The 25,393-nt window shown below is 43.6% G+C and carries 25 protein-coding genes; 16 read left to right on the top strand and 9 right to left on the bottom strand.

Features of this window, described 5'->3' with window-relative positions:
- Positions 1 to 4: 4 nt before the first annotated feature.
- Positions 5 to 1,003, top strand: coding sequence for a type IV pilus twitching motility protein PilT (locus Xets_RS01520; protein ID WP_187651085.1), 999 nt, complete (start codon positions 5 to 7; stop codon positions 1,001 to 1,003).
- A gap of 87 nt (positions 1,004 to 1,090) precedes the next feature.
- Here the strand turns inward: Xets_RS01520 and ruvX are convergent, their stop codons facing one another.
- The 4 genes from ruvX to rsmE all read right to left on the bottom strand — a co-directional run bounded on the left by ruvX (position 1,091) and on the right by rsmE (position 3,884).
- On the bottom strand, positions 1,091 to 1,513 hold the full coding sequence (ruvX, locus tag Xets_RS01515; RefSeq protein WP_099131021.1) for a Holliday junction resolvase RuvX: 423 nt from the start codon (positions 1,511 to 1,513) through the stop codon (positions 1,091 to 1,093).
- Positions 1,513 to 2,076, bottom strand: a complete 564-nt coding sequence (locus Xets_RS01510) for a YqgE/AlgH family protein (protein ID WP_099131022.1) — start codon at positions 2,074 to 2,076, stop codon at positions 1,513 to 1,515. The genes ruvX and Xets_RS01510 overlap by 1 nt, the downstream gene beginning before the upstream one ends.
- A 107-nt stretch (positions 2,077 to 2,183) precedes the next feature.
- Positions 2,184 to 3,143, bottom strand: a complete 960-nt coding sequence (gshB, locus tag Xets_RS01505) for a glutathione synthase (protein WP_099131023.1) — start codon at positions 3,141 to 3,143, stop codon at positions 2,184 to 2,186.
- A gap of 9 nt (positions 3,144 to 3,152) precedes the next feature.
- Complete coding sequence (rsmE, locus tag Xets_RS01500; protein WP_187651084.1) at positions 3,153 to 3,884, bottom strand: 16S rRNA (uracil(1498)-N(3))-methyltransferase; 732 nt, start codon at positions 3,882 to 3,884, stop codon at positions 3,153 to 3,155.
- A gap of 362 nt (positions 3,885 to 4,246) precedes the next feature.
- On the opposite strand from rsmE, the gene Xets_RS01495 reads away from it, so the two are divergent.
- Entirely contained in the window at positions 4,247 to 4,681 is a 435-nt protein-coding gene (locus Xets_RS01495) for an A24 family peptidase (RefSeq protein ID WP_099131025.1), read from the top strand.
- Positions 4,682 to 5,384: 703 nt separating this feature from the next.
- On the opposite strand, the gene Xets_RS01490 is transcribed toward Xets_RS01495, so the two are convergent.
- Positions 5,385 to 6,269, bottom strand: coding sequence for an MBL fold metallo-hydrolase (locus Xets_RS01490; RefSeq protein WP_187651083.1), 885 nt, complete (start codon positions 6,267 to 6,269; stop codon positions 5,385 to 5,387).
- 140 nt (positions 6,270 to 6,409) lie between these two features.
- Between Xets_RS01490 and Xets_RS01485 the strand changes: the two genes are divergently transcribed.
- Positions 6,410 to 7,324, top strand: a complete 915-nt coding sequence (locus Xets_RS01485; RefSeq protein ID WP_099131027.1) for a LysR family transcriptional regulator — start codon at positions 6,410 to 6,412, stop codon at positions 7,322 to 7,324.
- Here Xets_RS01485 and Xets_RS01480 read toward each other — a convergent pair.
- The gene (locus Xets_RS01480) at positions 7,307 to 8,236 is read right to left on the bottom strand and encodes a LysR family transcriptional regulator (protein ID WP_099131208.1); all 930 of its coding nucleotides are present in this window, start codon (positions 8,234 to 8,236) and stop codon (positions 7,307 to 7,309) included. The genes Xets_RS01485 and Xets_RS01480 overlap by 18 nt on opposite strands.
- A 132-nt stretch (positions 8,237 to 8,368) precedes the next feature.
- Between Xets_RS01480 and lysA the strand changes: the two genes are divergently transcribed.
- The gene (lysA, locus tag Xets_RS01475) at positions 8,369 to 9,646 is read left to right on the top strand and encodes a diaminopimelate decarboxylase (protein ID WP_099131028.1); all 1,278 of its coding nucleotides are present in this window, start codon (positions 8,369 to 8,371) and stop codon (positions 9,644 to 9,646) included.
- A gap of 70 nt (positions 9,647 to 9,716) precedes the next feature.
- Here lysA and fadE read toward each other — a convergent pair whose 3' ends face one another.
- Positions 9,717 to 12,164 (bottom strand): acyl-CoA dehydrogenase FadE, encoded by a 2,448-nt coding sequence (gene fadE, locus Xets_RS01470; protein WP_187651082.1) that lies wholly within the window; start codon positions 12,162 to 12,164, stop codon positions 9,717 to 9,719.
- Between the two features lie 253 nt (positions 12,165 to 12,417).
- Here fadE and lpcA point away from each other — a divergent pair, with 253 nt between their 5' ends.
- From lpcA to nqrM, 10 genes are all read left to right on the top strand, one after another.
- Positions 12,418 to 12,999, top strand: a complete 582-nt coding sequence (lpcA, locus tag Xets_RS01465) for a D-sedoheptulose 7-phosphate isomerase (protein ID WP_099131030.1) — start codon at positions 12,418 to 12,420, stop codon at positions 12,997 to 12,999.
- 36 nt (positions 13,000 to 13,035) lie between these two features.
- On the top strand, positions 13,036 to 13,803 hold the full coding sequence (locus Xets_RS01460; RefSeq protein WP_099131031.1) for a class II glutamine amidotransferase: 768 nt from the start codon (positions 13,036 to 13,038) through the stop codon (positions 13,801 to 13,803).
- Between the two features lie 559 nt (positions 13,804 to 14,362).
- Positions 14,363 to 15,706 (top strand): Na(+)-translocating NADH-quinone reductase subunit A, encoded by a 1,344-nt coding sequence (locus Xets_RS01455; RefSeq protein WP_187651081.1) that lies wholly within the window; start codon positions 14,363 to 14,365, stop codon positions 15,704 to 15,706.
- Positions 15,707 to 15,709: 3 nt separating this feature from the next.
- A complete protein-coding gene (locus Xets_RS01450; protein WP_187651080.1) occupies positions 15,710 to 16,948 on the top strand; it encodes an NADH:ubiquinone reductase (Na(+)-transporting) subunit B in 1,239 nt (412 codons plus the stop codon).
- Positions 16,941 to 17,735 (top strand): Na(+)-translocating NADH-quinone reductase subunit C, encoded by a 795-nt coding sequence (locus Xets_RS01445; RefSeq protein WP_099131034.1) that lies wholly within the window; start codon positions 16,941 to 16,943, stop codon positions 17,733 to 17,735. Before Xets_RS01450 ends, Xets_RS01445 begins: the two co-directional genes overlap by 8 nt.
- Positions 17,728 to 18,357 carry an NADH:ubiquinone reductase (Na(+)-transporting) subunit D gene (locus Xets_RS01440; RefSeq protein WP_047769693.1) on the top strand — a complete coding sequence of 210 codons (630 nt, stop codon included), beginning with the start codon at positions 17,728 to 17,730 and terminating at the stop codon, positions 18,355 to 18,357. Before Xets_RS01445 ends, Xets_RS01440 begins: the two co-directional genes overlap by 8 nt.
- 8 nt (positions 18,358 to 18,365) lie before the next feature.
- A complete protein-coding gene (gene nqrE / locus Xets_RS01435; protein WP_038235359.1) occupies positions 18,366 to 18,962 on the top strand; it encodes an NADH:ubiquinone reductase (Na(+)-transporting) subunit E in 597 nt (198 codons plus the stop codon).
- Positions 18,963 to 18,977: 15 nt separating this feature from the next.
- The gene (gene nqrF, locus Xets_RS01430) at positions 18,978 to 20,204 is read left to right on the top strand and encodes an NADH:ubiquinone reductase (Na(+)-transporting) subunit F (RefSeq protein WP_099131036.1); all 1,227 of its coding nucleotides are present in this window, start codon (positions 18,978 to 18,980) and stop codon (positions 20,202 to 20,204) included.
- A gap of 159 nt (positions 20,205 to 20,363) precedes the next feature.
- Entirely contained in the window at positions 20,364 to 21,344 is a 981-nt protein-coding gene (locus tag Xets_RS01425; protein WP_370588194.1) for an FAD:protein FMN transferase, read from the top strand.
- Positions 21,345 to 21,360: 16 nt separating this feature from the next.
- Entirely contained in the window at positions 21,361 to 21,585 is a 225-nt protein-coding gene (gene nqrM, locus Xets_RS01420) for a (Na+)-NQR maturation NqrM (protein ID WP_074020165.1), read from the top strand.
- Between the two features lie 88 nt (positions 21,586 to 21,673).
- Here the strand turns inward: nqrM and Xets_RS01415 are convergent, their stop codons facing one another.
- Positions 21,674 to 22,189, bottom strand: a complete 516-nt coding sequence (locus Xets_RS01415) for a sigma-70 family RNA polymerase sigma factor (RefSeq protein ID WP_187651078.1) — start codon at positions 22,187 to 22,189, stop codon at positions 21,674 to 21,676.
- Between the two features lie 131 nt (positions 22,190 to 22,320).
- Positions 22,321 to 24,618: a TonB-dependent hemoglobin/transferrin/lactoferrin family receptor gene (locus Xets_RS01410; RefSeq protein ID WP_099131039.1), complete on the bottom strand. Its 2,298-nt coding sequence runs from the start codon at positions 24,616 to 24,618 to the stop codon at positions 22,321 to 22,323.
- 22 nt (positions 24,619 to 24,640) lie between these two features.
- On the opposite strand from Xets_RS01410, the gene Xets_RS01405 reads away from it, so the two are divergent.
- Both Xets_RS01405 and Xets_RS01400 read left to right on the top strand, forming a co-directional pair.
- Positions 24,641 to 24,793 (top strand): hypothetical protein, encoded by a 153-nt coding sequence (locus Xets_RS01405; RefSeq protein ID WP_167450544.1) that lies wholly within the window; start codon positions 24,641 to 24,643, stop codon positions 24,791 to 24,793.
- 32 nt (positions 24,794 to 24,825) lie between these two features.
- Positions 24,826 to 25,263, top strand: a complete 438-nt coding sequence (locus Xets_RS01400; RefSeq protein ID WP_187651077.1) for a YtxH domain-containing protein — start codon at positions 24,826 to 24,828, stop codon at positions 25,261 to 25,263.
- Positions 25,264 to 25,393 lie beyond the last annotated feature (130 nt).

Below are 25,393 nucleotides of genomic sequence, written 5' to 3'. Positions count from 1 at the left end.
AAAAATGAATATGGAAAAATGGGTGTCCCTTAGTGTAAAGCATAATGCTTCCGATCTGCATCTTTGTGTCGGGCAAGTTCCGGTTTTGCGTATCAATGGTATGTTATACCCACAGAGACAATATGAGGAAATTCAACCTAATACCCTTATAACATGGAGTGAAGAAATATTATCGGATGCGCAGAAACAGCAGTTACATAAGCACGGTCATGTCGATTTTGTGGTAACAATGCCAGATAAACAGCGACTCAGGGGAAATCTATTCTATCAACAATCTCATTTATCATTGGTATTGCGATTGATTGAGAATAAATGCCCGACATTGGAACAACTCTATGCGCCTGACATCATCCAGCACCTTACCTTGCAGGAGATGAGTGGATTGATATTAGTGACAGGTGCGACGGGAAGCGGTAAGTCTACTACGCTGTCAGCTATGATTAATGCTTTGAATAGCCATGTTTGTAAGCACATCATTATGTTGGAAGATCCAATAGAATTTGTTCACCGAAGCCGAAATTGTTTGATACAGCAAAGGCAGATTGGTAAAGATGTCGAGGATTATCAAACGGCATTGAAAGGAGCATTACGCCAAGATCCAGATGTGATCCTGCTGGGAGAATTACGGGATAAGGAGACGATCAGGTTGGCTTTGACAGCGGCTGAAACGGGGCACTTGGTTTTGTCAACGCTGCATACCCGTGGTGCAATTCAGGCGATAGATCGTCTGGTTGATGTTTTTTCCGCAGAAGAAAAAGGTTGGATTTGTAGCCAGCTGGCCGGAAGTTTAAAGGCAGTTATTTCTCAGCAATTGCTTCCTGCTAAAGATGGTGGAAGAGTAGCTATTTATGAAGTTTTGGTCATCAATCAGGCTGTTAGTCATTTGGTAAGAGAAGGCAAGAATCATCAAATAGCATCATTAATGCAGACTGGTGCTGCTTGCGGTATGCAAACTTACGAGCAAAGCCGAAAACAACGCAATTCGTTGGGGTTGCTGGGATAAACTGCTTACGGTAATAGCCATGCCTAATGGTGAGTATGGCTATTACGGATATTGCTATTATAAATATTGCTATTATAAATATTGTTATTATTGATATTGCTGTTCAAACCAGCTTTCCAGGATAATAACAGCGGAAGTGGCATCAACCTTACTTTTATTCAGTGCTTTATAGCCACCGTGATCAAAAAGGTGAGAGCGTGCTTCCACGGTAGTTAATCGTTCATCATGCAGTTCAATTTGTACCCCGAAACGGCCATGTATGCGATTGGCGAACTTACGGGCTTGTGCGGTGACAAGTTGTTCTGTGCCATCCATATTGAGTGGCAGACCAACAATAACCAGATCGGGTTGCCACTCTTTAAGTAATTTTCCAATAAGCTCCCAATTAGGGGAACCTTCGTTGGCTTTGAAGGAGGTTAATGCTCTGGCCGTGCCTGTGATTTCTTGCCCGATGGCAGCTCCAATACTGCGAGTTCCAAAATCAAAAGCGATGATTGTACGGTTTTTCATCAGGCGTGTCCTGCTTGTGATGAGAGATTGTAAATATTAACCCCCAGTAAAGAAGCCGCTTCATGCCAGCGGGTAGCAATAGGAGTATCAAAAATGATGGAAGGTTCAGCGCTGACAGTAAGCCAACTGTTTTCCATAACTTCCCTTTCCAACTGACCAGCTTCCCAGCTTGAGTATCCAAGGGTCATTAAAACATTTTTCGGTTGGCGCGATGTGCCCAGAGCTTCCAGCATATCTTTGGATGTCGTGATCATGGTGTGTTCAGAGATCTGAATACTGGAACTGAAACCTGATTGCGGCGTATGCAAAATAAAACCGTGCTCTTCAGACAGAGGACCACCCGCCATCACTGGCCGGTTGAGATTGATCGTACTGTCTCTATCTTTAGGAGTGATATCTAATTTTTGTAAGATACTTTGGATAGAAACTCGGTCTATTGGCTTATTGATAATTAATCCCATTGCCCCGTTTTGATCATGTTCGCAGATATAAACCACGGAACGATTGAAATAAGGATCAGAGAGAGAAGGCATGGCAATAAGAAAATGATGCTGTAGATTCATGTGTTTTCTGATAATTATTTTGGCAATATAAGAATGACTGGCCCACAGTATGTGGGCTCTTATTATAAATGGCAAATATTGTCAGGAAACGAACGTTGTTTGGCCTGTTATGCTATCTGTTTTTCCAATCGTTTTTCGATAGCATCCATCAGTATGCCGGTAATGGAGATGTCTGGGAATGCCGCTTCTATTTCACGTACACAGGTTGGGCTGGTCACGTTGATTTCAGTTAAACGGTCGCCAATGATATCCAACCCAACAAAAATTAATCCTTTTTCTTTTAATACCGGAGCAACTGCACGGGCAATTGCCCAATCGCTTTCTGACAATGGGCGTGCTTCTCCACGACCACCTGCCGCCAGATTACCACGGGTTTCTCCTTGAGCAGGGATACGGGCAAGGCAATAAGGTACAGGTTCACCATCAACAACCAGTACGCGTTTATCTCCATCTTTAATGGCAGGCAGAAAATTTTGTGCCATGCAATAACGAGTGCCATGTTCAGTCAGCGTTTCAATAATAACGCCGACATTGGCGTCATCTTTTTTCAGACGGAAGATGGAAGCGCCCCCCATACCATCCAAAGGTTTAAAAATAACATCGCTATGTTTTTGGTGGAACTCGCGTAATTTTTTGGCACTGCGGGTGACTAGCGTATCGGGTGTCCATTCCGGGAACCAGGCAGTAAACAGCTTTTCGTTACAGTCGCGCAGGCTTTGGGGCTTATTAACGATCAGGCTGCCTTTGACTTCTGCTCTTTCCAGAATATAGGTTGCATAGATGTATTCAGTATCAAAAGGTGGATCTTTGCGCATCAAAATAACTTGCAAAGTATCGAGAGCGATTTCCTGCTCACTGCCAAGCTGATACCACTGTTGGGGATTTTCTTCTACCGTGAGCAAACGTGTATGAGCGCGAGCCTCTCCTTGATGCAGATAGAGATCATGCATTTCCATATAATGGATTTCCCATCCGCGTTTTTGTGCTTCCAGCAGCATGGCAAAACTAGTGTCTTTCTTGATGTTGATGGATGAAATAGGGTCCATCACAATACCGAGCTTGATCATTTTTTCTCCTTAACCTAGGTCACCAAAACGTACTTGCAATGCGGTAATTGCAGTGAGTGCCGTCGTTTCTGTCCTCAGAATACGAGGCCCTAACAGGATATCAGTAAACTGATATTTTGCTGTCATTTCTATTTCTTCGGCAGATAATCCCCCTTCAGGCCCAATCAGCAGGCGCACTTTTTCCACAGGGAGTGAGAGGGTATTGATGCTATGGCTGGCACGGGGATGCAGATTCAATTTTAAGCTACCATCGTTTTCTGCGCACCAGCTTTCAAGTGGCATAACGGGGCGGATTTCAGGGATCCGGTTACGTCCGCATTGCTCACAGGCAGAAATGACAATTTTTTTCCATTGTTGTAATTTCTTCTCCAATCTTTCTGTATCCAGTTTTACACCACAACGTTCAGACAGAAGTGGGGTAATCGTGTTGACACCCAATTCAACAGATTTTTGGATTGTAAATTCCATTTTTTCACCACGGGACATGACCTGCCCCAGATGCAGGTTCAGCGGTGATTCATGATTAGACAATTTGCCATCAATGATAGACACTTTAATCGTTTTTTTACTGGCTTCCGTGATTATTGCATCAAAAGCCTGATTACTGCCATCAAAGAGTTGTAATGCTTGCCCGTTACTCATTCTAAGCACGCGGCCAACGTGATTGGCAGCATCGTCACTCAAATAAATTTCCGCTCCTGTTGAGAGCAGTTCAGGGTGATAGATGCGGGGTATTCGCATATTCTTCTTTCCTTCTTTTTTCCGGATTCTTCCGGTATGGCGCAAACAACCATATGACAAAATTGATTCACCGTCATGATAAATGAGCGCTGTTTGCGTGATCAAGTTATCTCTTGGCTTAAGGAATACAAGAGATCTCCTTGCGAGCTGGTTCGCATATTTATTTTATAATTGCTTTTTTCGCTAAAATTTCATTGCCAATAACCGGAGTGGAAAATTAATATTCATCTTGTCCTGATTTATGTCAGGAAATAAGGAAAGAAGACGGTGACAAGGATGTTTTTTATAAATGGATTTTCATTTTTTACAGGTGAGAAAAAGGAAGGAACTCTATTTTAATTAACGTAGATTATATAATAGTTATGTTTTTCTGTAGTACCTTATTGTTATTGGCCGTTATCGATATTAAAACATATTGCTTGCCTGATATTATCACTCTTCCTTTATTATGGTTTGGGCTTTTGGTTAATATTGATGGTAATTTGATTCCGATAAAGAGTGCAATATACGGCGCCATATCAGGGTATCTTTTTTTGTGGTTTTTGTATTGGTTATGTCGATATACCTTAAATAAGGAAGGAATAGGTTATGGTGATCTCAAATTAACCGCGGCAATCGGTGCCTGGTTGGGTGTGGAAATGATACCAATATTGATACTGATGGCTTCATTGTCTGGACTGTTTGGGTTTGTAATAATTGGAGTGAAAAGAAAATCTTTTCCTGAGTTTATCGCATTTGGGCCTTATTTATGTTTATCCGCGATAGTATTGCTGGGGTATGGTATTGGTAAAGTATAATATTCATCTGCAAAGTGGGACAATAGATAAAAAGTGGCGGAGAGAACAGGAACCTAACCTACGGTACGCATTCTGTATATACTAGATGTTAAAAGCATCTAGTTGGTTTAAGCTGCTTTTCTGCATATGCCAGACGTTGGAAGCATCTGTTAGCTTGAGCAGCGCATCCTGCGTACATTAGACGTTAGAAGCATCTAGTTGGTTTAGGCTGTTTATCCTGTATGCGCTAGATGTTAGAAGCATCTAGTTGGTTTTAAGCTGCTTGCCCTGCATATTCTAGACGTTGGAAGCATCTGGTTAGCTTTGGGCTGCTGGCTTATCTCTCCGCTGACTGCAAATTTAAAAAAAGTGAGATTTTTATTCAAGTTGATTTATTGGATTATGGACTATTGATCACAACTTGAGTTTATTAGTTATTTCGAATTATCAAAAGGCGATAAATATCACATCAATTAAAAAGGAACTGTGTTTATTTAATAAGTTTTTTATTTTCAAAGTTAATGTGTTATCGGTTTTTATATGGGGGTAAATATAAAATATTAAAATGGATTTTGATACTAATTTTATTAAAAATTGGCGCTGGACTTTTGTTTTTTATTTGGCATTTGGGATTCTTTAAAATTAAAGAGGGGGAGTGTTAAGGTAATATTTCAAATATTGTTATACGGGCGCTACTATCCGCAACGCCCGCAATATTTTCAACTTACTGAGGCCACTTCATTTCGCCTTTTAATACTCTGGCACTGAGTTCAAGGCTAGATTCATCAGCCAAATCCGGATAATGTTTTTTCATGGCTGCAATCAACGCATTGGAATCTTTTGCTTTCGGTAACTCTTTTTCCAATGTGGTCAGATAATTCTGGGTGAAAGTTACTGAATCCAACGTCATTGATGAATTCCCCAGATAGTGACCAGGTACAACAGTTTTAGGTTGCAGGCTCTTGATACGATCCAATGTTTGTTGCCAATGCTGGCGTGATGCTTTGGTTTGGGTATCTGCAATCCATACATGGATATGGTCAGAAACAGTCACACCACCAACAACTGCTTTTAATTTAGGAATCCAGACAAAAGTACGATCTGCGGCTGGGCCATCTAAGCCTTCAACAATCAGTTTTTCACCATCAACAGTAAAGGAATTTCCTGTTAGTGGCGCTGGTACGACGATCTTCTTGGGGGCCTGATCTGCAAGAATTCCACCCCAATAAGCTAGTTTGCCATCTTTGGTTTCATTGATTGCTTTGATGGTTTCTGGTGATGCGATAACTTTGGCGTCAGGGAAAGCTTCGGTGATCACGTCAAGACCAAAGTAAAAATCAGGATCGGATTGGCTAATATAGATCGTTGTCAGTTTTTTGCCTGTTTGCTGGATCATTTTTACCAGCTCTTGTGCATCATTTTTCTTAAATTGGGCATCAATCAGGACAACTTCATGATCGCCACTGATAATTTCAGAAGAAACAGGGAAGACACCTTTTTCACCTGGATTGTAGATATCCAATTTTAGATCGGTTGCTTGAGCCAGTGAGGCCATTCCCAAGGAGAGTGTCGCTGCCAGAGCGATGTTTAATGTTGTTTTGTGAGCCATCGTCGAATTCCTATAGCAAAAAGCTTGTGTGCTTGAATGGCATGTATGATAAGTTGCATATTCCGATTTAAAAACCCCATAACCAGCAACTATTTGTTGCATAAATCGAGCTAATTAGGGCGAAAAATAGGTTGGCCGAAATGGATAGGATCACCGCAGCACAAGTGTTTATTACGATTGTTGAACAGGGCAGCCTCATTGCAGCAGCAGAGCGATTGGATATGTCGAGGGCAATGGTATCGCGATATTTGGCTGAAATGGAAAAGTGGGCAGGAGTTCGCTTATTGCATCGTACGACACGTAAAATTAGCCTGACTTCGGCGGGTGAGAATGCTTATCAACGCAGCCTTAAGTTAATGGAATTAGCAGAAGGAATGCCTGTACAGCAATCTTTGGCAGCACAAACCCTAAGAGGATTGTTGCGAGTGAGTTGTTCCCAGTCGTTGGGCATTAGTGCGTTGGCAGTTGCCATTCCCGAATTTATGCGGATATATCCTCACATTGCCGTCAATTTGCAAATGGATAATAAGGTTGTCAATTTGATAGAAGAACGCATTGATTTGGCGATCCGTATTACCAATAATCTGGAGCCAAATCTGATCGCTCGCCCATTATCGACTTGCCATTCCATCGTTTGTGCTGCGCCGTCTTATTTAGTGGGGAAATCTATTCCCAACAATCCTATGGATTTAACATCACATAATTGCCTGACCTATAACTTTTTCGGCAAAAGTTTGTGGGTATTTGAAAAACAGCATGAGCACTATTCAGTCCCTGTCAGTGGTACGTTAAGTGCCAATGAATCGACTGTATTAATGGAAGCTGCTTTGCAGGGAGCTGGAATCGCAATGCAGCCTTACTATTCAGTTTCTTCTTATTTGATGTCAGGGCAGTTAGTTGAGCTGCTGCCTGATTACCAACCTCAGGCAATGGGGATCTATGGTATTTATACCAGCCGCCAGAATATGCCAGCGACTTTGCGGGCACTGTTGGATTTTCTGGTAGATTGGTTTGCTACATCACCTCATTGGCAGCAATTAATGTTGAAACGCTAATGTCAATTTTTCGGCAAGTAGAGCAGCCTGTTGTTTTAAATGGGTAATGAAAGCCTCTACGGGCTCTGAGGAGGGGCGATGTATGGGTTTGATTAAACTTACTGTGAATGGAATGTCGATACTGAATGGCCGAATGCAAATTTTTGCGCTGTTATCTAAATAATCCAATGCAGTTAGCGGATTTACGATGGATATGCCAATGCCTTCGTTAATCATGGCACAAATTGAGGCTGCGCTATGGGTTTCCATTACCATCTTGCGATTGATTTGATGCTCAGTAAAGATTGTATCAATCAGTTGCCTGTAACTGTCTGTGATCGAGAGGCTGATAAATTTTTGATTGTGAAAATCTGCTGGCGTCAGCTGTGATTTTTGACCGAGCGGATGATGAATGGGTAAGACACAAATTTCATTTAAGGTTATCAACGTTTCTCGTTCAGTACCTGCCGGAGTCTGTAAATGTTCGGTTAAGCCAATATCATGGCGCTGTGCTGAAAGCCATTCTTCCAATAGGGGAGACTCTTGTGGAATGATGGTCAGCCTGGCTTCAGGATAGCGTTCGATAAAACTGCAACAGGCTTTTGGCAGCAGAGATTGGGAGAACATTGGCAGGCAAGCGATGGATAACTGCGCCTGTTCAAATTGTCGGATACTGCCAGCCGCATTGATTATTCTTTCCAGCCCATAATAAGAGCGCTGCACCTCCTCAAATAACCGTAATCCTTGTGTGGTTGGAAACAGACGCCCTTTGATTCGATCAAACAATTTAAGTTTTAGTAATTGTTCAAGGCGTGCAAGTTCACGGCTGACCGTGGGCTGGGATGTTTTCAGTAGTAACGCTGCATCAGTCAGGTTCTTAGTGGTCATTACAGCATGGAAAATTTCAATGTGTCGCCATGAACAGGAGTGCATAGATTTATCTCGTTGAATAAAAAATACACATAACAATATCACAAATGAATAGACTATGGCTAAATGGATATTTTTCTTCCTGCCTCATTATTGTCAATAATGAAAAAATTGCTGATTTTGTGAGACGCTTCAATGACCATATCGACCTTTACTCATGACCCAGGGAAACATTTTATCCCTGATAATCTACTCCGTTTGCCAACTCAGTACGGAACACCATTGTGGCTTTATGATGGCGATAGCATCATCAAACAAATCAAAAAATTAAAACGGTTTGACATCATTCGGTTCGCACAGAAAGCGTGTTCCAATACCCATATTTTACGCTTGATAAGAGAACAGGGCGTGAAAGTTGATGCGGTGTCATTGGGTGAAATAGAGCGGGCGCTTTATGCAGGTTTTAAACCTGGTCGCGATAAGTCAGAGATTGTGTTCACGGCGGATGTGATTGATGAGGCAACATTGTCGCGTGTCATTGAGCTGGATATTCCAGTCAATGTTGGTTCTATTGATATGTTGGCACAAATTGGTGAACGTCAGTCTGGTCATCCGGTGTGGTTACGTATTAACCCCGGATTCGGGCATGGGCATAGCCAAAAGACGAATACTGGTGGCGAAAATAGCAAACATGGGATCTGGTTTCAGGATCTCCCTCTGGCAATTGCAAAAATTCATCAATATGATTTGCAGTTAGTGGGGCTGCATATGCACATTGGTTCAGGGGTGGATTATCAACATCTCTCCAATGTTTGCAATGCTATGGTGGAGCAGGTCATGCTGTGTGGGGAGGATATTCAAGCCATTTCCGCAGGTGGTGGTTTATCCATTCCCTATAAGGACGGTGAAGAGTCAGTCGATACCGAACATTATTACAGCTTGTGGCATGAGGCTCGTCAACGTATTGAGCAGCATCTGGGGCATCATGTTGAGCTGGAAATTGAACCTGGGCGTTTTCTGGTTGCTGAGTCAGGGATCTTAATGGCGGAAGTACGGGCCGTTAAGTCTATGGGTAATCGACATTATGTGCTGGTAGATGCAGGTTTCAATGACTTAATGCGTCCGGCAATGTATGGCAGTTATCACCGTATTTCTGTATTGCCGGTAAACGCGCCGCCGGAAACCACGTCGTTAGAAACTACATTGCTAGAAACCATCGTTGCGGGGCCGTTATGTGAATCTGGTGATGTGTTTACACAGTTAGAAGGTGGGGAAGTTGTGTCACATATGTTGCCTCGTGTTAGCGTCGGGGATTATCTGATTTTTCACGATATTGGCGCTTACGGTGCTTCTATGTCTTCAAATTATAATAGCCGTCCTTTGATCCCTGAAATTTTGTTTATTGAGGGAGAGGCGCGCTTGATCCGTCGCCGCCAGACAATCGAAGAGTTGTTATCACTAGAATCCATTTAAATAAAAACGGGGCACCGGTGCCCCGCTTCTTAGTCCTATATTTTGCATGAATCAAGCTTTCTGGTCAGCATCAGGCGGCTTTATTTTGACGCTGACTTTCAGGCTTTTTTGCTGGATTGGGTACAGCGAATGCATTTGGCTCAAATTCATCGACATTGATTGAACGCAATCGACTGTTTTCAGCTCGTTTCAGGATATCTGCTTCTTCTTGGCTGATTTTGTTCTCTGTCAGCGCCTGCTTAGCTAATTCATCCAAACGTGTGAAGCTTAGGTTTTTGCCTGCCTCGTGGCTTAAGCGAACATGGATTGGCTCTGCGGCGATGATATCAAGCAATGCTTCTTCCAGTAACCCGTGAGGGTTATGCTCACTTGGTGTCAAATATTGCCCACGTCCAATCCGGCTACGGGTTGCGGAAGGAGTCTGTAATATCTGAGCCAGTTTGTGATCCAATTTATCAGATGGTGCGGTATGTACTCGCCCCAATGGGAAGATAATCACTCGCATTAAACCTGCAACCAAACGGTTGGGGAAATTGCGCAGCAAATCGTTCATGGCCTGTTCAGCTTGTTTCAGGCTATCTTCTACTGCCCACTGGATCAATGGCAAATCTTCTTTCTGGCGTCCTTCATCTTCATAGCGTTTCAAGGCCGCAGAAGCCAGGAAGATTTGGCTCAGAATGTCCCCCAAACGAGCTGAAATGCGTTCACGGCGTTTCAGGCTGCCCCCCAATACGCCCATTGACACATCAGAGAGCAGGGCAAGGTTAGCGCTTAAACGGTTAATCTGTTGATAGTAACGGCGAGTAGCATCATTGACTGGCGAACGACTGGTTCTGCCTTTGGTAATACCAAGCCACAGGCTGCGCAGAGTGTTACTGGCAACATGGCCCAAGTGACCAAACAGAGCCTTGTCAAAGTGTTTCACATTGTTGCTTTCTGCTGCGGCGATTTCAGCCAATACATAAGGATGGCAGCGGATTGCACCCTGACCAAAGATGATCATGCTACGGGTCAGGATATTCGCACCTTCAACGGTAATAGCAATGGGAGCACCCTGATAACCGCGAGCAAGGAAGTTCGATGGCCCAAGACAGATGCCTTTGCCGCCAGCGATATCCATGGCGTCAATAAAAGAACGTTGACCTCTATGCGTACAATGGTATTTCACGATAGCAGACAGAACCGAAGGTTTTTCGCCCAACATGATACCGCTGGTGATCATGGTTGCGGCCGCATCCATCAAGTAAGCGTTACCTGCGATACGTGCCAGTGGCTCTTCGATACCTTCCATTTTACCGATAGGCAGCTTGAATTGACGGCGAATATAGGAATAAGCACCAATTGCCATAGCTGCACTTTTCAATCCCCCTGTTGCGTTGGATGGCAAAGTAATACCACGACCAACAGACAGACATTCAACCAGCATACGCCAGCCCTGACCTGCCATTTTCGGTCCACCAATGATGTAATCGATAGGAACGAAAATATCTTTACCACGGGTTGGACCATTCTGGAATGGGATATTCAGAGGGAAATGGCGGTGACCAATTTCTACGCCTGGTGTATTGGTTGGGATCAACGCACAGGTAATTCCCAGTGATTCAGTATCGCCCAGTAGATGATCCGGATCATACAGTTTAAATGCCAATCCCAGCACGGTAGCAATAGGGGCAAGGGTAATGTAACGTTTATTCCAATTCAGGCGCATACCAAGAACTTGTTTGCCTTGCCATTCCCCCATACAGACAACACCAGTATCAGGAATAGCTCCGGCATCTGAACCGGCTTCAGGGCTAGTCAACGCAAAGCAGGGAATTTCTTCACCACGGGCAAGTCCAGGCAAGTAATGTTTTTTCTGTTCATCTGTGCCGTAGTGTTGCAGCAATTCACCTGGCCCCAAGGAGTTAGGTACGCCAACAGTAATTGCCAGAATACCTGATACGCCGGCCAGTTTTTGCAATACCTGAGATTGAGCATAAGCGGAAAATTCCAGGCCACCATATTCTTTCTTGATGATCATGGCAAAGAAACGATGTTCTTTCAGGTAGGCCCAAAGCTCAGGTGGTAAGTCAGCCAATTCATGAGTGATTTGGAAATCATTTGCCATGCGGCAGGCTTCTTCTACCGCACCATCAATAAAAGCTTGTTCTTCAGCAGTTAACTGCGGCTTTGGATAGTTATGCAGTTTTTGCCAGTCAGGGTTACCACGGAATAGATCGCCTTCCCACCATGTAGTTCCTGCATCAATGGCTTCTTTCTCTGTGTTGGACATGCTTGGCATAACCTTGCGGAAGGCTTTTAGGCCCGGCGCAGAGAATAAGGAGATACGTACAGGTGTAAAGACAAGAGGGAATAGGACGATGACCAGTGGTAACAGCAACCAATAACTCCAAAGGCCAGTTATACTCATAACGAACGTATAGGCAACAAGCAGCAAGCTGCTGAGCGTTAAGCTGACTTTGTGGTAACAAAGCCCGCCAATCAAGACTAAAAATAAGATAATGCTGAAAGTGGTCATAGTAAAACTCCTGTAAATCTCAGGTTGAGTTGTCAGAGGTCTGACCTGTTGTGATGTCCTTCTTTTTTAGATGAGGAAAGTGTATTTATCAATATATTTACATCTTAATTACAATCTAGCTCACAAAGTCGAGTTAGTTTTGCAAACGATAATTCTTGCAAGATGTGATGATATCTTCTTTCAGATAGGGGAATCCGTTACACTTGCTGACTGACATTATTAATCCCGAAGACTTTTCAGGAGTATGAGTTCCATGTATCAAGAACTGATCCGCAGTGAATTATCCGAAGCCGCAGAGACGTTGGCTAACTTCCTCAATGATGATGCAAATATCGACGCTATTCAAAAAGCTGCGGTTTTGCTGGCTGATTCATTCAAGGCAGGAGGAAAAGTGCTTTCCTGTGGTAATGGTGGCTCGCATTGTGATGCCATGCATTTTGCGGAAGAATTGACAGGTCGCTACCGTGAAAATCGCCCAGGATATCCGGCTATTGCGATTTCTGATCCCAGCCACTTATCTTGTGTGAGCAATGACTTTGGTTATGACTATGTATTTTCCCGTTATGTTGAAGCCGTCGGTCAGAAAGGTGATGTACTGCTGGGCATTTCAACGTCAGGAAACTCTGGCAACATCATTAAAGCGGTTGAAGCAGCCCGTGCCAAAGGGATGAAAGTCATTACACTGACTGGCAAGGATGGCGGAAAAATGGCAGGAACGGCAGATGTTGAAATTCGAGTACCACATTTTGGTTATGCAGATCGTATCCAGGAGATCCACATCAAAGTCATTCATATCTTGATTCAATTGATTGAAAAAGAAATGGTAAAAGCCTGATTGCTTTTCGTCAGGAATCGGCGTTAGGGGTAGTCAATGTGTGAATTACTTGGCATGAGCGCCAACGTGCCAACAGATATCGTTTTCAGTTTGAGTGGACTCATTCAGCGTGGTGGGCATACCGGCCCACATAAAGACGGTTGGGGAGTTACCTTCTATGAGGGATTGGGATACCGGACATTTAAAGATCACCAATCCAGTTGTCATTCGCCTGTGGCGCGATTTGTACAAGGCTATCCAATCAAATCAGAAGTGATTGTCGCCCATATTCGTCAGGCAAACAGTGGTAATGTTTCCCTGGCAAATACCCATCCATTTACCCGTGAACTATGGGGAAGGTATTGGACTTATGCCCATAATGGTCAATTTAAGGGATATAGTAAGCTGAAAACGGGTAATTACCGGCCGGTTGGTGAGACAGACAGTGAATGGGCATTTTGCTGGATATTACATCAATTATCGTTGAAATATCCCAAGCGACCTTCTAATTGGCCTGCGGTATTTAAATTTATTGCTTCCCTGGCGGATCAACTGAGAAATAAAGGTGTTTTCAATATGCTGTTGTCAGACGGGCAGTTTGTCATGGCTTACTGTTCTACTCAATTGCATTGGATTACTCGTCGTGCCCCTTTCGGCAGGGCTAAATTACTTGATCAGGATGTTGAAATCGATTTCCAGCAGCACACCCAGCCAGGGGATGTCGTATCCGTGATTGCCACCCAACCTTTAACCGGAAATGAAGTCTGGCACCGTATTGAATCAGGTGACTATGTGCTATTTCATTTTGGAGAGAGAATAATTTGATTCGCTGTTCCAAAAGGGTAACGGGTTTTCTGGTTTTACATTAATAACATATTGCCCGTCTATGACGTTAACTGTGGCAGGAATGCTATTTTGGACAAAATACTCATAGGCGGGCTGTGATTGTTTCCAAAACAAGTCATTGTCGTTATTTTGGTGCCGCTTCCATTAAATTCCTGCCGGAATATCCTTTTGATTTATCGAACTCATTGGGAAGACTCAAATTAACGGCGCGATAATTAATTTTTGATTAAAAATCGCCCTGGCGTAGAGAAAAGTGATAGAAACATTCGTCTTTATCGAATGGTTGACGGTTTAGCAGAGAAATTATTTTTATTTGCTTGAACTGTGTCACTTGATTAATCAGACAGTCAGTGGGGGAGGTGTTAGAATTACTCCGGCGAAAATTAAGAGAAACTTTGTAACGATTATCGGAGTGAATAACTTGAGACATACTATTGCTCAAGGTTTTTTGTATTACTAGAGTCGCTGCATTACCTCACGGGAATACCGCAAGGTAGTCTGTAGTATATGATTTAACTGATAAACTTGTGCAAATCTTATGATTAAAATTAAAAAAGGACTCGACCTCCCGATAGCAGGAGCGCCTGCCCAAGTTATAGAAGATGGTCCGACAATTCGCCATGTTGCTTTACTGGGTGAAGAATATGTTGGAATGCGTCCTTCTATGCTGGTTAAGGAAGGTGAGCATGTCAAAAAAGGGCAAATTCTTTTTGAAGATAAGAAGAATCCAGGGGTTGTTTTCACTAGTCCTGCAAGCGGGAAAGTTGTCACCATTGGACGTGGAGAACGTCGTGTTTTGCAATCCGTTGTTATTGAAGTGAGTGGTGATGAGAAAGTCACATTCGATCGCTATGAGCGTGCTGAACTTGCTGGCCTGAGCCGTGAAAAAGTAGAGAAAAATCTGCTTGCGTCAGGATTGTGGACAGCGTTGCGTACACGTCCTTTCAGTCGTACCCCTGTCTCCGGTTCCACACCAAAGGCAATCTTCGTTACGGCAATGGACACCCAGCCACTGGCTGCTGATCCACTCGTCGTTATCGCAACTCAGGAAGAGGCTTTTGTTGATGGCCTGAATGTTCTGTCAATATTGACAGAGGGGAAAATCCACGTTTGTTACGGCGCTGGAAATATTCCAACAGTGGGAAATAACGCTCAAATCACCTACAACCAGTTTATTGGTCCACACCCAGCCGGTTTGGTGGGCACTCATATTCATTTCATTGAACCTGTTAGTGCCCAAAAAATGGTTTGGCATCTGGGTTATCAGGATGTTATTGCTATCGGTAAACTGTTTACTACGGGTGAGCTTTACACTGATCGTGTGGTGTCTCTGGCGGGACCACAGGTTAAATCGCCACGCTTGGTACGTACTCGGTTGGGGGCTGATTTGCTGGAATTGACGCAAAATCAGTTGCAAGAGGGTGAAAACCGTATTGTTTCTGGTTCCGTACTGTGTGGTGCAAAATCAGATGACGTTCGTCATTATCTTGGCCGCTTCCATACGTCAGTTTCTGTACTTGCTGAAGGCCGGGAAAAAGAGCTGTTTGGTTGGATTGCGCCAGGCGCTAATAAGTTCTCGATTACCCGCACCACAATCGGCCACTTCCTGAAAAAGAAACGTTTTGCTTTCTCAACCACGACAAACGGTGGGGAACGTTCTATGGTGCCAATTGGCAACTATGAGCGTGTCATGCCACTGGATATTATGGCAACTCACTTACTGCGTGACTTGCTTGCAGGTGATTCTGATAGCGCTCAGGCGCTGGGTTGTCTGGAGCTGGATGAAGAAGATTTGGCATTGTGTACCTATGTTTGCCCAGGCAAATATGAGTACGGTCCAGTACTGCGTGAAGTGCTGACGAAGATTGAGCTGGAAGGGTAATTCATGGGCCTGAAAAATTTATTTGAAAAAGTAGAGCACCACTTTGAGGCCGGTGGCAAACTGGAAAAGTATTATCCTCTCTATGAGGCAGTAAGCACCGTTTTCTATACGCCGGGCACAGTGACAAAAGGAAATGCCCATGTCCGTGATGCCATCGATCTCAAGCGCATGATGATCCTGGTGTGGCTGTCTGTTTTCCCTGCGATGTTTTGGGGCATGTATAACGTCGGGAATCAGGCAATACCAGCCCTGACTCATTTATATAATGGAGATGCCTTACAGCAGGTTTTGGCTTCTGATTGGCATTACATGCTTGCTCAGTATCTTGGTGCATCATTAACACCAGATGCAGGGTGGGGCAGTAAAATGCTGTTAGGAGCAAGCTACTTCCTGCCAATTTATGCGGTTGTATTTGTCGTGGGTGGCTTCTGGGAAGTTTTGTTTGCCATTATCCGCAAACATGAAATCAACGAAGGTTTCTTTGTTAGCTCCATTCTGTTCGCGTTGATTGTTCCACCAACACTGCCATTGTGGCAGGCGGCTTTGGGGATTACTTTCGGCGTGGTGATTGCGAAAGAGATCTTTGGTGGTACTGGTCGTAACTTCCTTAACCCGGCTTTGGCGGGTCGTGCTTTCCTGTTCTTTGCTTACCCCGCCCAGATTTCTGGTGATTTGGTTTGGACTGCGGCTGACGGTTTTTCTGGTGCAACGCCTTTGTCCCAATGGGCAACTGCGGGTAGCCACGGCTTGATAAATACCGTTACCGGTCAGCCAATCACTTGGATGGACGCTTTTATTGGTAACATTCCAGGTTCAATTGGTGAAGTATCCACTTTGATGATTTTTATCGGTGGGGCCATCATTCTGTTTTCCCGTATTGCTTCATGGCGCATCGTTGCTGGTGTGATGATCGGTATGATTGCAACGTCTTATCTGTTTAATGCGATTGGTTCTGGCACTAACCCAATGTTCGCTATGCCGTGGTACTGGCATATGGTTCTGGGAGGCTTCGCTTTTGGTATGATCTTTATGGCGACTGATCCTGTATCCGCAGCGTTTACGGATAAAGGGAAATGGGCATACGGTATCCTGATCGGTGCTACGTGCATTTTGATCAGGGTTGTAAACCCAGCGTATCCAGAAGGAATGATGTTGGCGATCTTATTCGCTAACCTGTTCGCGCCACTGTTCGATTATCTGGTCGTACAGGCCAATATTAAGCGGAGAAAAGCCCGTGGCTGATAATAAACCAAAAAATAATGATAGCATCGGCAGAACATTCCTCGTTGTTTTTGTGCTGTGTCTTGTATGTTCGATTGTGGTTGCTGGTTCAGCCGTGGGTTTGAAAGCGCAGCAGCAGGAACAGAAGCTGCTGGATAAGCAGCGTAATATTCTGGATGTGTCTGGTTTGCTAAAACCTGGTATGACAACTGAGGAAATTAAAGAAGTCTATAACAGCCGTATCCAGCCTGAATTGCTTGACTTGAAAACAGCGATGTTGAAAGAGAGTAATGGCAATTTTGACCTGAATAATGCCCTGCGCAGTGACGAAACCAGTATTGCTTTGTTACCTGAGCAAGATCTGGCGAAGATCCGCCGCCGTGCCAATATGGCGGAAATCTATCTGGTCAAAGATGAAAGCGGCAAAACGACTGAACTGGTTCTGCCAATATATGGCTCTGGCCTATGGTCAATGATGTATGCCTTTATTTCCATTGATATAGATGGTGTCACTTCTCACGGCATTACTTACTACTCTCATGGTGAAACCCCAGGTTTGGGGGGGGAAGTTGATAACCCACAATGGCGTAAGCAGTGGGTAGGTAAAAAACTCTATAACCCGCAAGGTGTTCCGGCACTTAAGATCGTCCGTGGCGGTGCAGGTGATAACCCTTACGGTGTAGATGGGCTGTCCGGAGCAACCCTGACTTCTAACGGTGTTCAGCATATGTTTGATTTCTGGCTGGGTGATAACGGTTTTGGCCCGTTCCTGAAAAAAGTACGTGAGGGAGCCTTGAAAGATGGCTGATAGTAAAGAGATAAAACGCGTCCTGCTAGGGCCGCTGTTTGATAATAACCCAATTGCATTGCAGGTTCTGGGGGTGTGTTCAGCGCTGGCTGTGACTACCAAATTGGAAACTGCGTTAGTCATGACCATTGCAGTTACCCTGGTCACAGCGTTTTCTAGCTTTTTCATTTCATTAATTCGTAACTACATCCCCGGCAGTGTGCGAATCATCGTACAGATGGCGATCATTGCGTCTCTGGTTATCGTCGTAGACCAGATCTTGCGGGCTTATGCCTACGAAATTTCCAAACAGCTATCGGTATTTGTGGGCCTTATCATTACAAACTGTATTGTCATGGGACGTGCTGAAGCTTATGCCATGAAAGCACCACCCGTTGAAAGTTTTATGGATGGTATCGGCAATGGTTTGGGCTATGGCGTCATCCTGTTGCTGGTTGGTTTCTTGCGTGAACTGTTTGGTTCAGGAAAATTGTTCGGTGTTACGGTGCTGGAATCTGTCAAGAATGGCGGTTGGTATCAACCCAATGGTTTGTTCCTGCTGGCACCGAGTGCATTCTTCATTATTGGTATGCTGATTTGGGGTTTACGGACTCTGAAACCTGCGCAGGTTGAGAAGGAGTAACAAACAAAATGGAGCATTATATTAGTTTGTTTGTCCGCGCAGTCTTTATCGAGAATATGGCGTTATCTTTCTTTCTCGGTATGTGTACGTTTTTGGCGGTATCAAAGAACGTTAAGACGGCTTTTGGCCTTGGTGTAGCTGTAACCGTTGTATTGGGCATTTCCGTTCCTGCCAATAACCTCGTCTACAATCTGGTACTCCGTGATGGAGCGCTGATGGATGGGGTGGATTTGAGCTTCCTGAATTTCATTACCTTTATCGGGGTCATTGCTGCACTGGTACAGATTCTGGAAATGATCTTAGACCGTTATGTTCCGGCACTTTACAACGCATTGGGAATTTTCCTGCCGTTGATTACGGTGAACTGTGCAATTTTCGGTGGTGTTTCATTTATGGCACAGCGTGACTATAACTTCAGTGAATCCATCGTATACGGTTTCGGTTCAGGTATGGGCTGGATGCTGGCAATTGTTCTGATGGCTGCTATCCGTGAAAAAATGAAATATGCGGATGTTCCGGCAGGTCTGAAAGGATTGGGGATCACCTTTGTCACCACCGGTTTGATGGCATTGGGCTTCATGTCCTTTTCCGGTGTGCAGCTCTAAAGGCGAGAAGAATTCATGGATATAATTATTCTAGGCGTAGTCATGTTTACCCTGATTGTGTTAGTACTAACGGCAATGATTTTGTTCGCAAAATCTAAGTTAGTGAACACCGGGGATATTAAAGTTGAAATCAATGGCGATGAGGATAAAAGTTTCTCTGCTCCCGCCGGTGATAAGTTGTTGGGTATGCTTTCCAATCAGGGGATTTTCGTCTCCTCTGCGTGCGGTGGCGGTGGTTCTTGTGGCCAGTGCCGGGTGAAAATTAAGGAAGGCGGTGGTGATATTCTGCCAACGGAACTTTCCCACATCAACAAGCGTGAAGCAAAAGAAGGCTGCCGATTGGCATGTCAGGTCAATGTTAAACAAGACCTGAAAATCGAACTGCCAGAGGAAATTTTTGGTGTTAAGAAATGGGAATGTGAAGTTATCTCCAACGATAACAAAGCCACTTTCATTAAAGAATTGAAGCTGAAAATTCCTGATGGGGAAGTGGTGCCATTCCGTGCCGGTGGTTACATTCAGATTGAATGTCCTCCCCATGTTGCCCGTTATGCTGATTATGATGTTCCACAAGAATATCGTGAAGATTGGGATAAATTTAATCTGTTCCGTTATGTCTCTGAAGTCAAAGAGCCGACGGTTCGTGCATATTCAATGGCGAACTATCCAGAAGAGCATGGCATTATCATGCTGAACGTGCGTATTGCAACGCCACCACCAAGAAACCCAGATGTTGCTCCGGGTATCATGTCTTCTTATATTTGGTCGCTGAAATCAGGTGATAAGGTAACGATTTCTGGTCCGTTTGGTGAATTCTTCGCGAAAGACACGGATGCAGAAATGATCTTCATCGGTGGGGGTGCAGGTATGGCACCAATGCGTTCTCACATCTTCGACCAGCTTAAACGTTTAAACTCCAAACGTAAGATTTCCTTCTGGTATGGTGCGCGTTCTAAGCGTGAAATGTTCTATACCGAAGATTTTGATCAGTTGGCAGCAGAAAATGAGAACTTCACATGGCATGTGGCACTGTCAGATGCTCTGCCGGAAGATAATTGGGATGGCTATACAGGCTTTATCCACAATGTCCTGTATGAAAACTACCTGAAAGATCATCCAGCACCTGAAGACTGTGAATTCTATATGTGTGGGCCTCCAGTCATGAACGCTGCGGTCATTAAGATGTTGAAAGATCTTGGCGTAGAAGATGAAAACATCATGTTGGATGATTTTGGCGGTTGATGGTATACCCAATAAATTTTGGGTTGCAGCTAACATGATTTAACGATAAGCGCCCACATTTTGTGGGCGCTGCGATTTAGAAAAGCCACAATAAGTCAGAAAGAGTAAGTTATGCTGAGTAAAAAAATTATCAATTGGGGTGCATTGCTGTTTGCAACTATGATGCTGGCGGCATGTGATGGCCCTAAACAGCAAAACCTGAATGGACAGACAATGGGGACTTATTACTCCGTTAAATATGTTGCTGATTCGTCTGTACCTGCCCCAGAAGTTCTGCAAAAAGAGATTGATCGTCTGTTAGAAGAAGTGAACGATCAGATGTCCACTTATCGGCCAAATTCTGAATTGAGTCGTTTTAATCAAAGCCGTGAAGTGAATAAACCATTTCCGGTATCTGCTGCTACGGCAAAAGTTGTCAAAGAAGCTATTCGAATTAATAAACTGACAGACGGTGCACTGGATGTGACTGTTGGCCCGTTGGTAAATCTATGGGGATTTGGGCCGGAAGGACGCATTACCAAGGCACCGACGGATGAAGAATTAGATATACGCCGTGCCTGGACGGGGATCGATAACTTGTCTGTTGAAGGCAATAATCTGATTAAATCCATCCCTGAACTGTATGTTGATCTCTCTTCCATCGCCAAAGGTTATGGTGTTGATGTTGTTGCTGAATATCTGGAATCTCGTAACATCAAAAATTACATGGTTGATATTGGCGGTGAAGTTCGCACATCGGGCAACAATGGCAAGAAAAATCCATGGCGGATAGCGATTGAAAAACCATCAGACAACGGCATGGCACAGAGCGCTCAGGAGATTATTGAACCGGGCAATATGTCTGTGGCAACATCGGGTGATTACCGCAACTATTTTGAACAGAATGGCGTGCGTTATTCTCACACTATTAATCCGAAAACCGGTAGGCCGATAACGCATAATTTGGTTTCAATTACCGTGATAGCACCGACGTGTATGAGTGCTGATGGTTTTTCTACAGGTTTAGATGTATTAGGGCCAGAGAAAGGTATGGAAGTGGCTGAGAAGCTGAATATTCCGGTCTTTATGATTGTTAAAACCAAAGAAGGCTTTGAAGAGCGCTATAATACCGCTTTTAAGGCATATTTACAGAAGAAATAAGAAAGGGGGAAAGGCGATGGAAGTCTTTATTGCCACTTTTATCTTTTTCTTGCTGGCTTTTGCAGGCATGGCACTGGGCTATATTTTTAAGCGCAAAAGCATTCAAGGAAGCTGTGGTGGCTTGGGAAGTATTGGCGTAGAAAAAGTGTGTGATTGTCCTGAACCTTGTGATGCCCGCAAAAAACGTATGGCGAGGGAAACTGCCCGTCAAGCCCAGTTGGAGAAGAATCGCATTCTTTGACACTGTTTTTCCGTCAAGTAAATTTGCAGTTAAAACAAATGCCCTGCTGCCAGATAAACAGCGGGGTTGTTTGTTCAGGGATGGCTGTTCAATGCGTATTAAAAAGGTGACATTCCCTGTGGGCTTGATGCAAATAATTTTTCACTGAGCTTATTGAGATACCCAAACTTTCCGCAACTTCTTTATAACGCCAGCCCTGGAGTTGAATGAGTAGAAATGTCTGCCGGACTTTTGCCGGAAGCTCATCCAGGGTTTTATCTATCTTTTCTAACTGTTCTAACAGCATAAGTTGATTCTCAGAAGAATTTGCTGAGATTTTAGGCTGTTCACTGACATATTTCAGATAATTATCTTCCAGTTTTTTTCTGCGCCAGTAATTGGAGAGAGTTCTGCGCGCTATCGTCATTAAAAAGGCTCTTGGCTGGCGGATATTTTCAAGATCCGAAGATTGCATCAATTTGATGAAAACCTCATGAACGAGATCTTCAGCCTGATTGGGATAAACACTGTTTTGTCTGAGCCAGTTGCATAACCAATGATGGTAATCGGCATAGAGTTTCTGGGTGATTTGATTGTGCTTAAATGTGCTTTTTTGCACCGCCATAATGATATTGCCTGATAGGATATAACTGATAATAGTTATTATTTGTATTTGATAAGCGGAAGTCAATGCAGCGTTTGGAAACCTAACCCTCTTAAGGTAAGAGGGTTAGGGATTGGATGGTTAAGTGTCAGTTAGAATTGTTGTGAAATACTGAATTTGTAATTCCGGCCAATACCTGAAATCTTATCTCCTAAGTAAGGATAGTAATCACGGTTGAACAGGTTATCGATAGTGACTCGTGCTTCAAATCCTTTTATAAAAGAAGGACGCCAGCTTGCAAACAGACCGTGCAGGGCGTAGCCCTTACTTTTATGGAATGACCAAGAACCTGCGTCTGGATCTCCATCTACGGGGGATCGATCTTGTTTGCGGATAAAATCACCTTTCCATCCCATTGCCATCTGCCATTGCGGAATTTTAAACCCTAACATGGCATGTGCAGAAGTTGGCGGTATTTCTGCAATCCAAGTTTTATGCCCTAACCATGGATCACGTGGAGAAGCGTCACGCTGTCCACGAATAGTAGAGAACGAGAATTTTCCAAACAGCGTGCGGCTGTCGTAGAAGGTTTCTATTTCTAAGCCTTCAATAGTATATCCCGGTAAGTTGCGGTAATTTCCCAATGATGTTCTACATGAATTGGTTGAGCCACTATCAAGTTGGGCTTTACAGTAAATACCACGCCTTCTAAAGATCTCATCTTTACCACGGTTACGGAATAATGTGGTACGAATTTGCAGGCTATCATCTTCAAGTATTAAGTTATCGAAATCGAGAATTGCACCGAGGCGTATTCCTGCCATTCTTTCAACGGCAAGATCGCGGCTGGAGCCTCTAAGGTTACTATTGCTCCCTTGTACCTCATATTGTTCATCGACTATTGGAGCACGCCATGTACGGCTGATATCTGCAAACAATGAAAGGTTTTTATTGGTTTGCCACAGAATGCCTAAATGAGGTGACCAACCAGTATAGGTTACATTGCTATAGTCATGATTAACTTCTGGTGATGCATCGTTATATACGGATGCGTTATTTTCTTTCCCCCTATTTTTGACATGATCATAGCGAACACCCGGCGTGACGGTGACGCTGCCTATTTTCAGGGAATCTTGAATATAGAAGCTGTAAGCTAATTGAGTTCCAGCAGGCATATAGCCTGGTTGATAATAACCATAGTTATAGTTTTTATTCTTTATTTTGCCTTTATCGAACATCAGTACATTACGTTCGTTTTTATGCCAACGGGTTCCCACCAATAATTCATGTTCAATGATACCTGTTGAGAATATGCTTTTATTGTTGATATCAACCAGATTATCGGTGTAATCAACCCAGCTTTTATTACCCATTAATACACTGAAATAGGAGGAAGCATTTTCTGGGCGACTATCGTCTTGTTTGGTTTTGGAATACGCATAGAGCATCGTCAGGTTTAGCCATGGATTATTTTCTGGTGCGATATTCCATTTGGCAGTGTAGTTTTGATCAATTTGATCACGAAAGACCAATTTTCTTTTCCAGGCGCCATCCCAACCGTATTGCTTTACATCAAGGGCTGATGGAACGGCAATCTTACCTCGTTTAGCCGCCCAAGGCTGCCAGCCATCCGATTCAGATCGCATAGCGGACAGACTAATCGTATGAGCGTCACTGGGATAAAAGTTGGTTTTCAATAAATAAGATGTTTGGTTGTTTTGTGAAAACTCAAAACGTGTGCCATCAGGGAGTTTAATATTGTGTCCATCCCGCTTGCTTACATAAAGCAACCCATCAGCAAAGCCGTTAGGATCTCTGCCGTATATTGCGCCACTATTGATCCACTGCCTGTCATTCGTATGGTAGCTTTGTTTAACAAAGCCACCCCAATTCTCATCAGGACGCAGTAAGTCATTCGCATCTTTTGTCACGAGTTTGACAGAACCACCAAATCCACCATTACCGTTGAGTAAATTGTGTGGCCCTTTATCAACTTCGACCCGTTTGATTAATTCAGGCTCAATAAAGATGGAACCCTGCATATATTTCTCGAATCCTTTTGGTGCATCGTCCAGCGTGATTTTGATATCTTCCTGGTCTCCCATTCCCCAGATATTCAGCGTTTGTCCACCAGGGCGCGGGGAGCCTGACATTGAAACACCAGGGAGTTGGTCGAGTAACTGAGCAACATTGTCGGCTTGAGTGCGGTCAATATCCTCCTTTTTGAGCACTGAACTTCCTGCATTGGTGCTGTTGTGTAAACTTTTAACAACGGAAAGTGTGGGTAATTTTATCACCTCATTTTTCTTTTCAGATTTTTGTTCTTTGAGATCTTCAGTTGCGTAAACAGCGCTGGAGAATGCCGCTCCCAATACTAATGTACCGGTTAAAATTTTCTGAACCATGGTAGCGATTGGGCGTTTTTCTAATTTTTGACTATTATTTGCCATAAATTTCCTGAAATGTGATCAAATGAAATACTTTCAAAGTAATAAGTCACCTGAGAAATTAAAAAAGGTAAATAAAAATGAGAATTATTTTTGTTTGCTTGGGGTTTTGGGAAGCATACCATACGATGATGAGGTTTATCCCATGGATAGTGAGATTTTTGGCATTGAAATTTAAGTTCAATTTCCTTACGTACAAGGGGGTCGTCAATGAAGAAAAAGATTCTTGGTTCTCTGATCTTGGCTGCTATCGTAGCCTTGCTCGCTGGCTGTGATGACGCATCTAAAAAAGCGGAAGATCCGGGCCAGCAAACTGAAAAAAGCGCACAGGAGATAAAGGAAAACGCTTCGCGCGAAGGCCATAGTTTGGTTGATAAATCGAATGAAGTTGCTGAACAAATGAAATCCAAGGTAACGGATATACAGAGTCAAGCGACTAAAACAGCGAATGATGTGATGGAGGCGATGAAAGCGAAAACAGATGATATCCAGCATCAGGCTAATGATAAACTCGATCAGCTTTCAGATACTATGAAGTCGAAGACGGAAGAAATAAAGTCTGAGGCTGATAAAAAGGCAGATGACTTAATTAATCGTCTTAAAAGTAATGATCTTAAAGGTGACAGTGATAAAAAAGAGGAAAATTAATTTATCTTCTTACTTCAATATATTATTGGTATAAAGTGGATTGCATCATAAGGGTGATCTAACAAGGGTCGCCCTTATTATTTGTAACTTAAATCGAGTCTTGATTTATTATTTTGGCTTGACTTACTTA

The organism is Xenorhabdus sp. TS4 (genome assembly GCF_014467265.1).
In the GTDB taxonomy this organism is placed as follows: domain Bacteria; phylum Pseudomonadota; class Gammaproteobacteria; order Enterobacterales; family Enterobacteriaceae; genus Xenorhabdus; species Xenorhabdus ehlersii.
The sequence above is the reverse complement of the archived record's forward strand: the minus strand, read 5'-3'. Positions and strand labels throughout refer to the sequence as shown.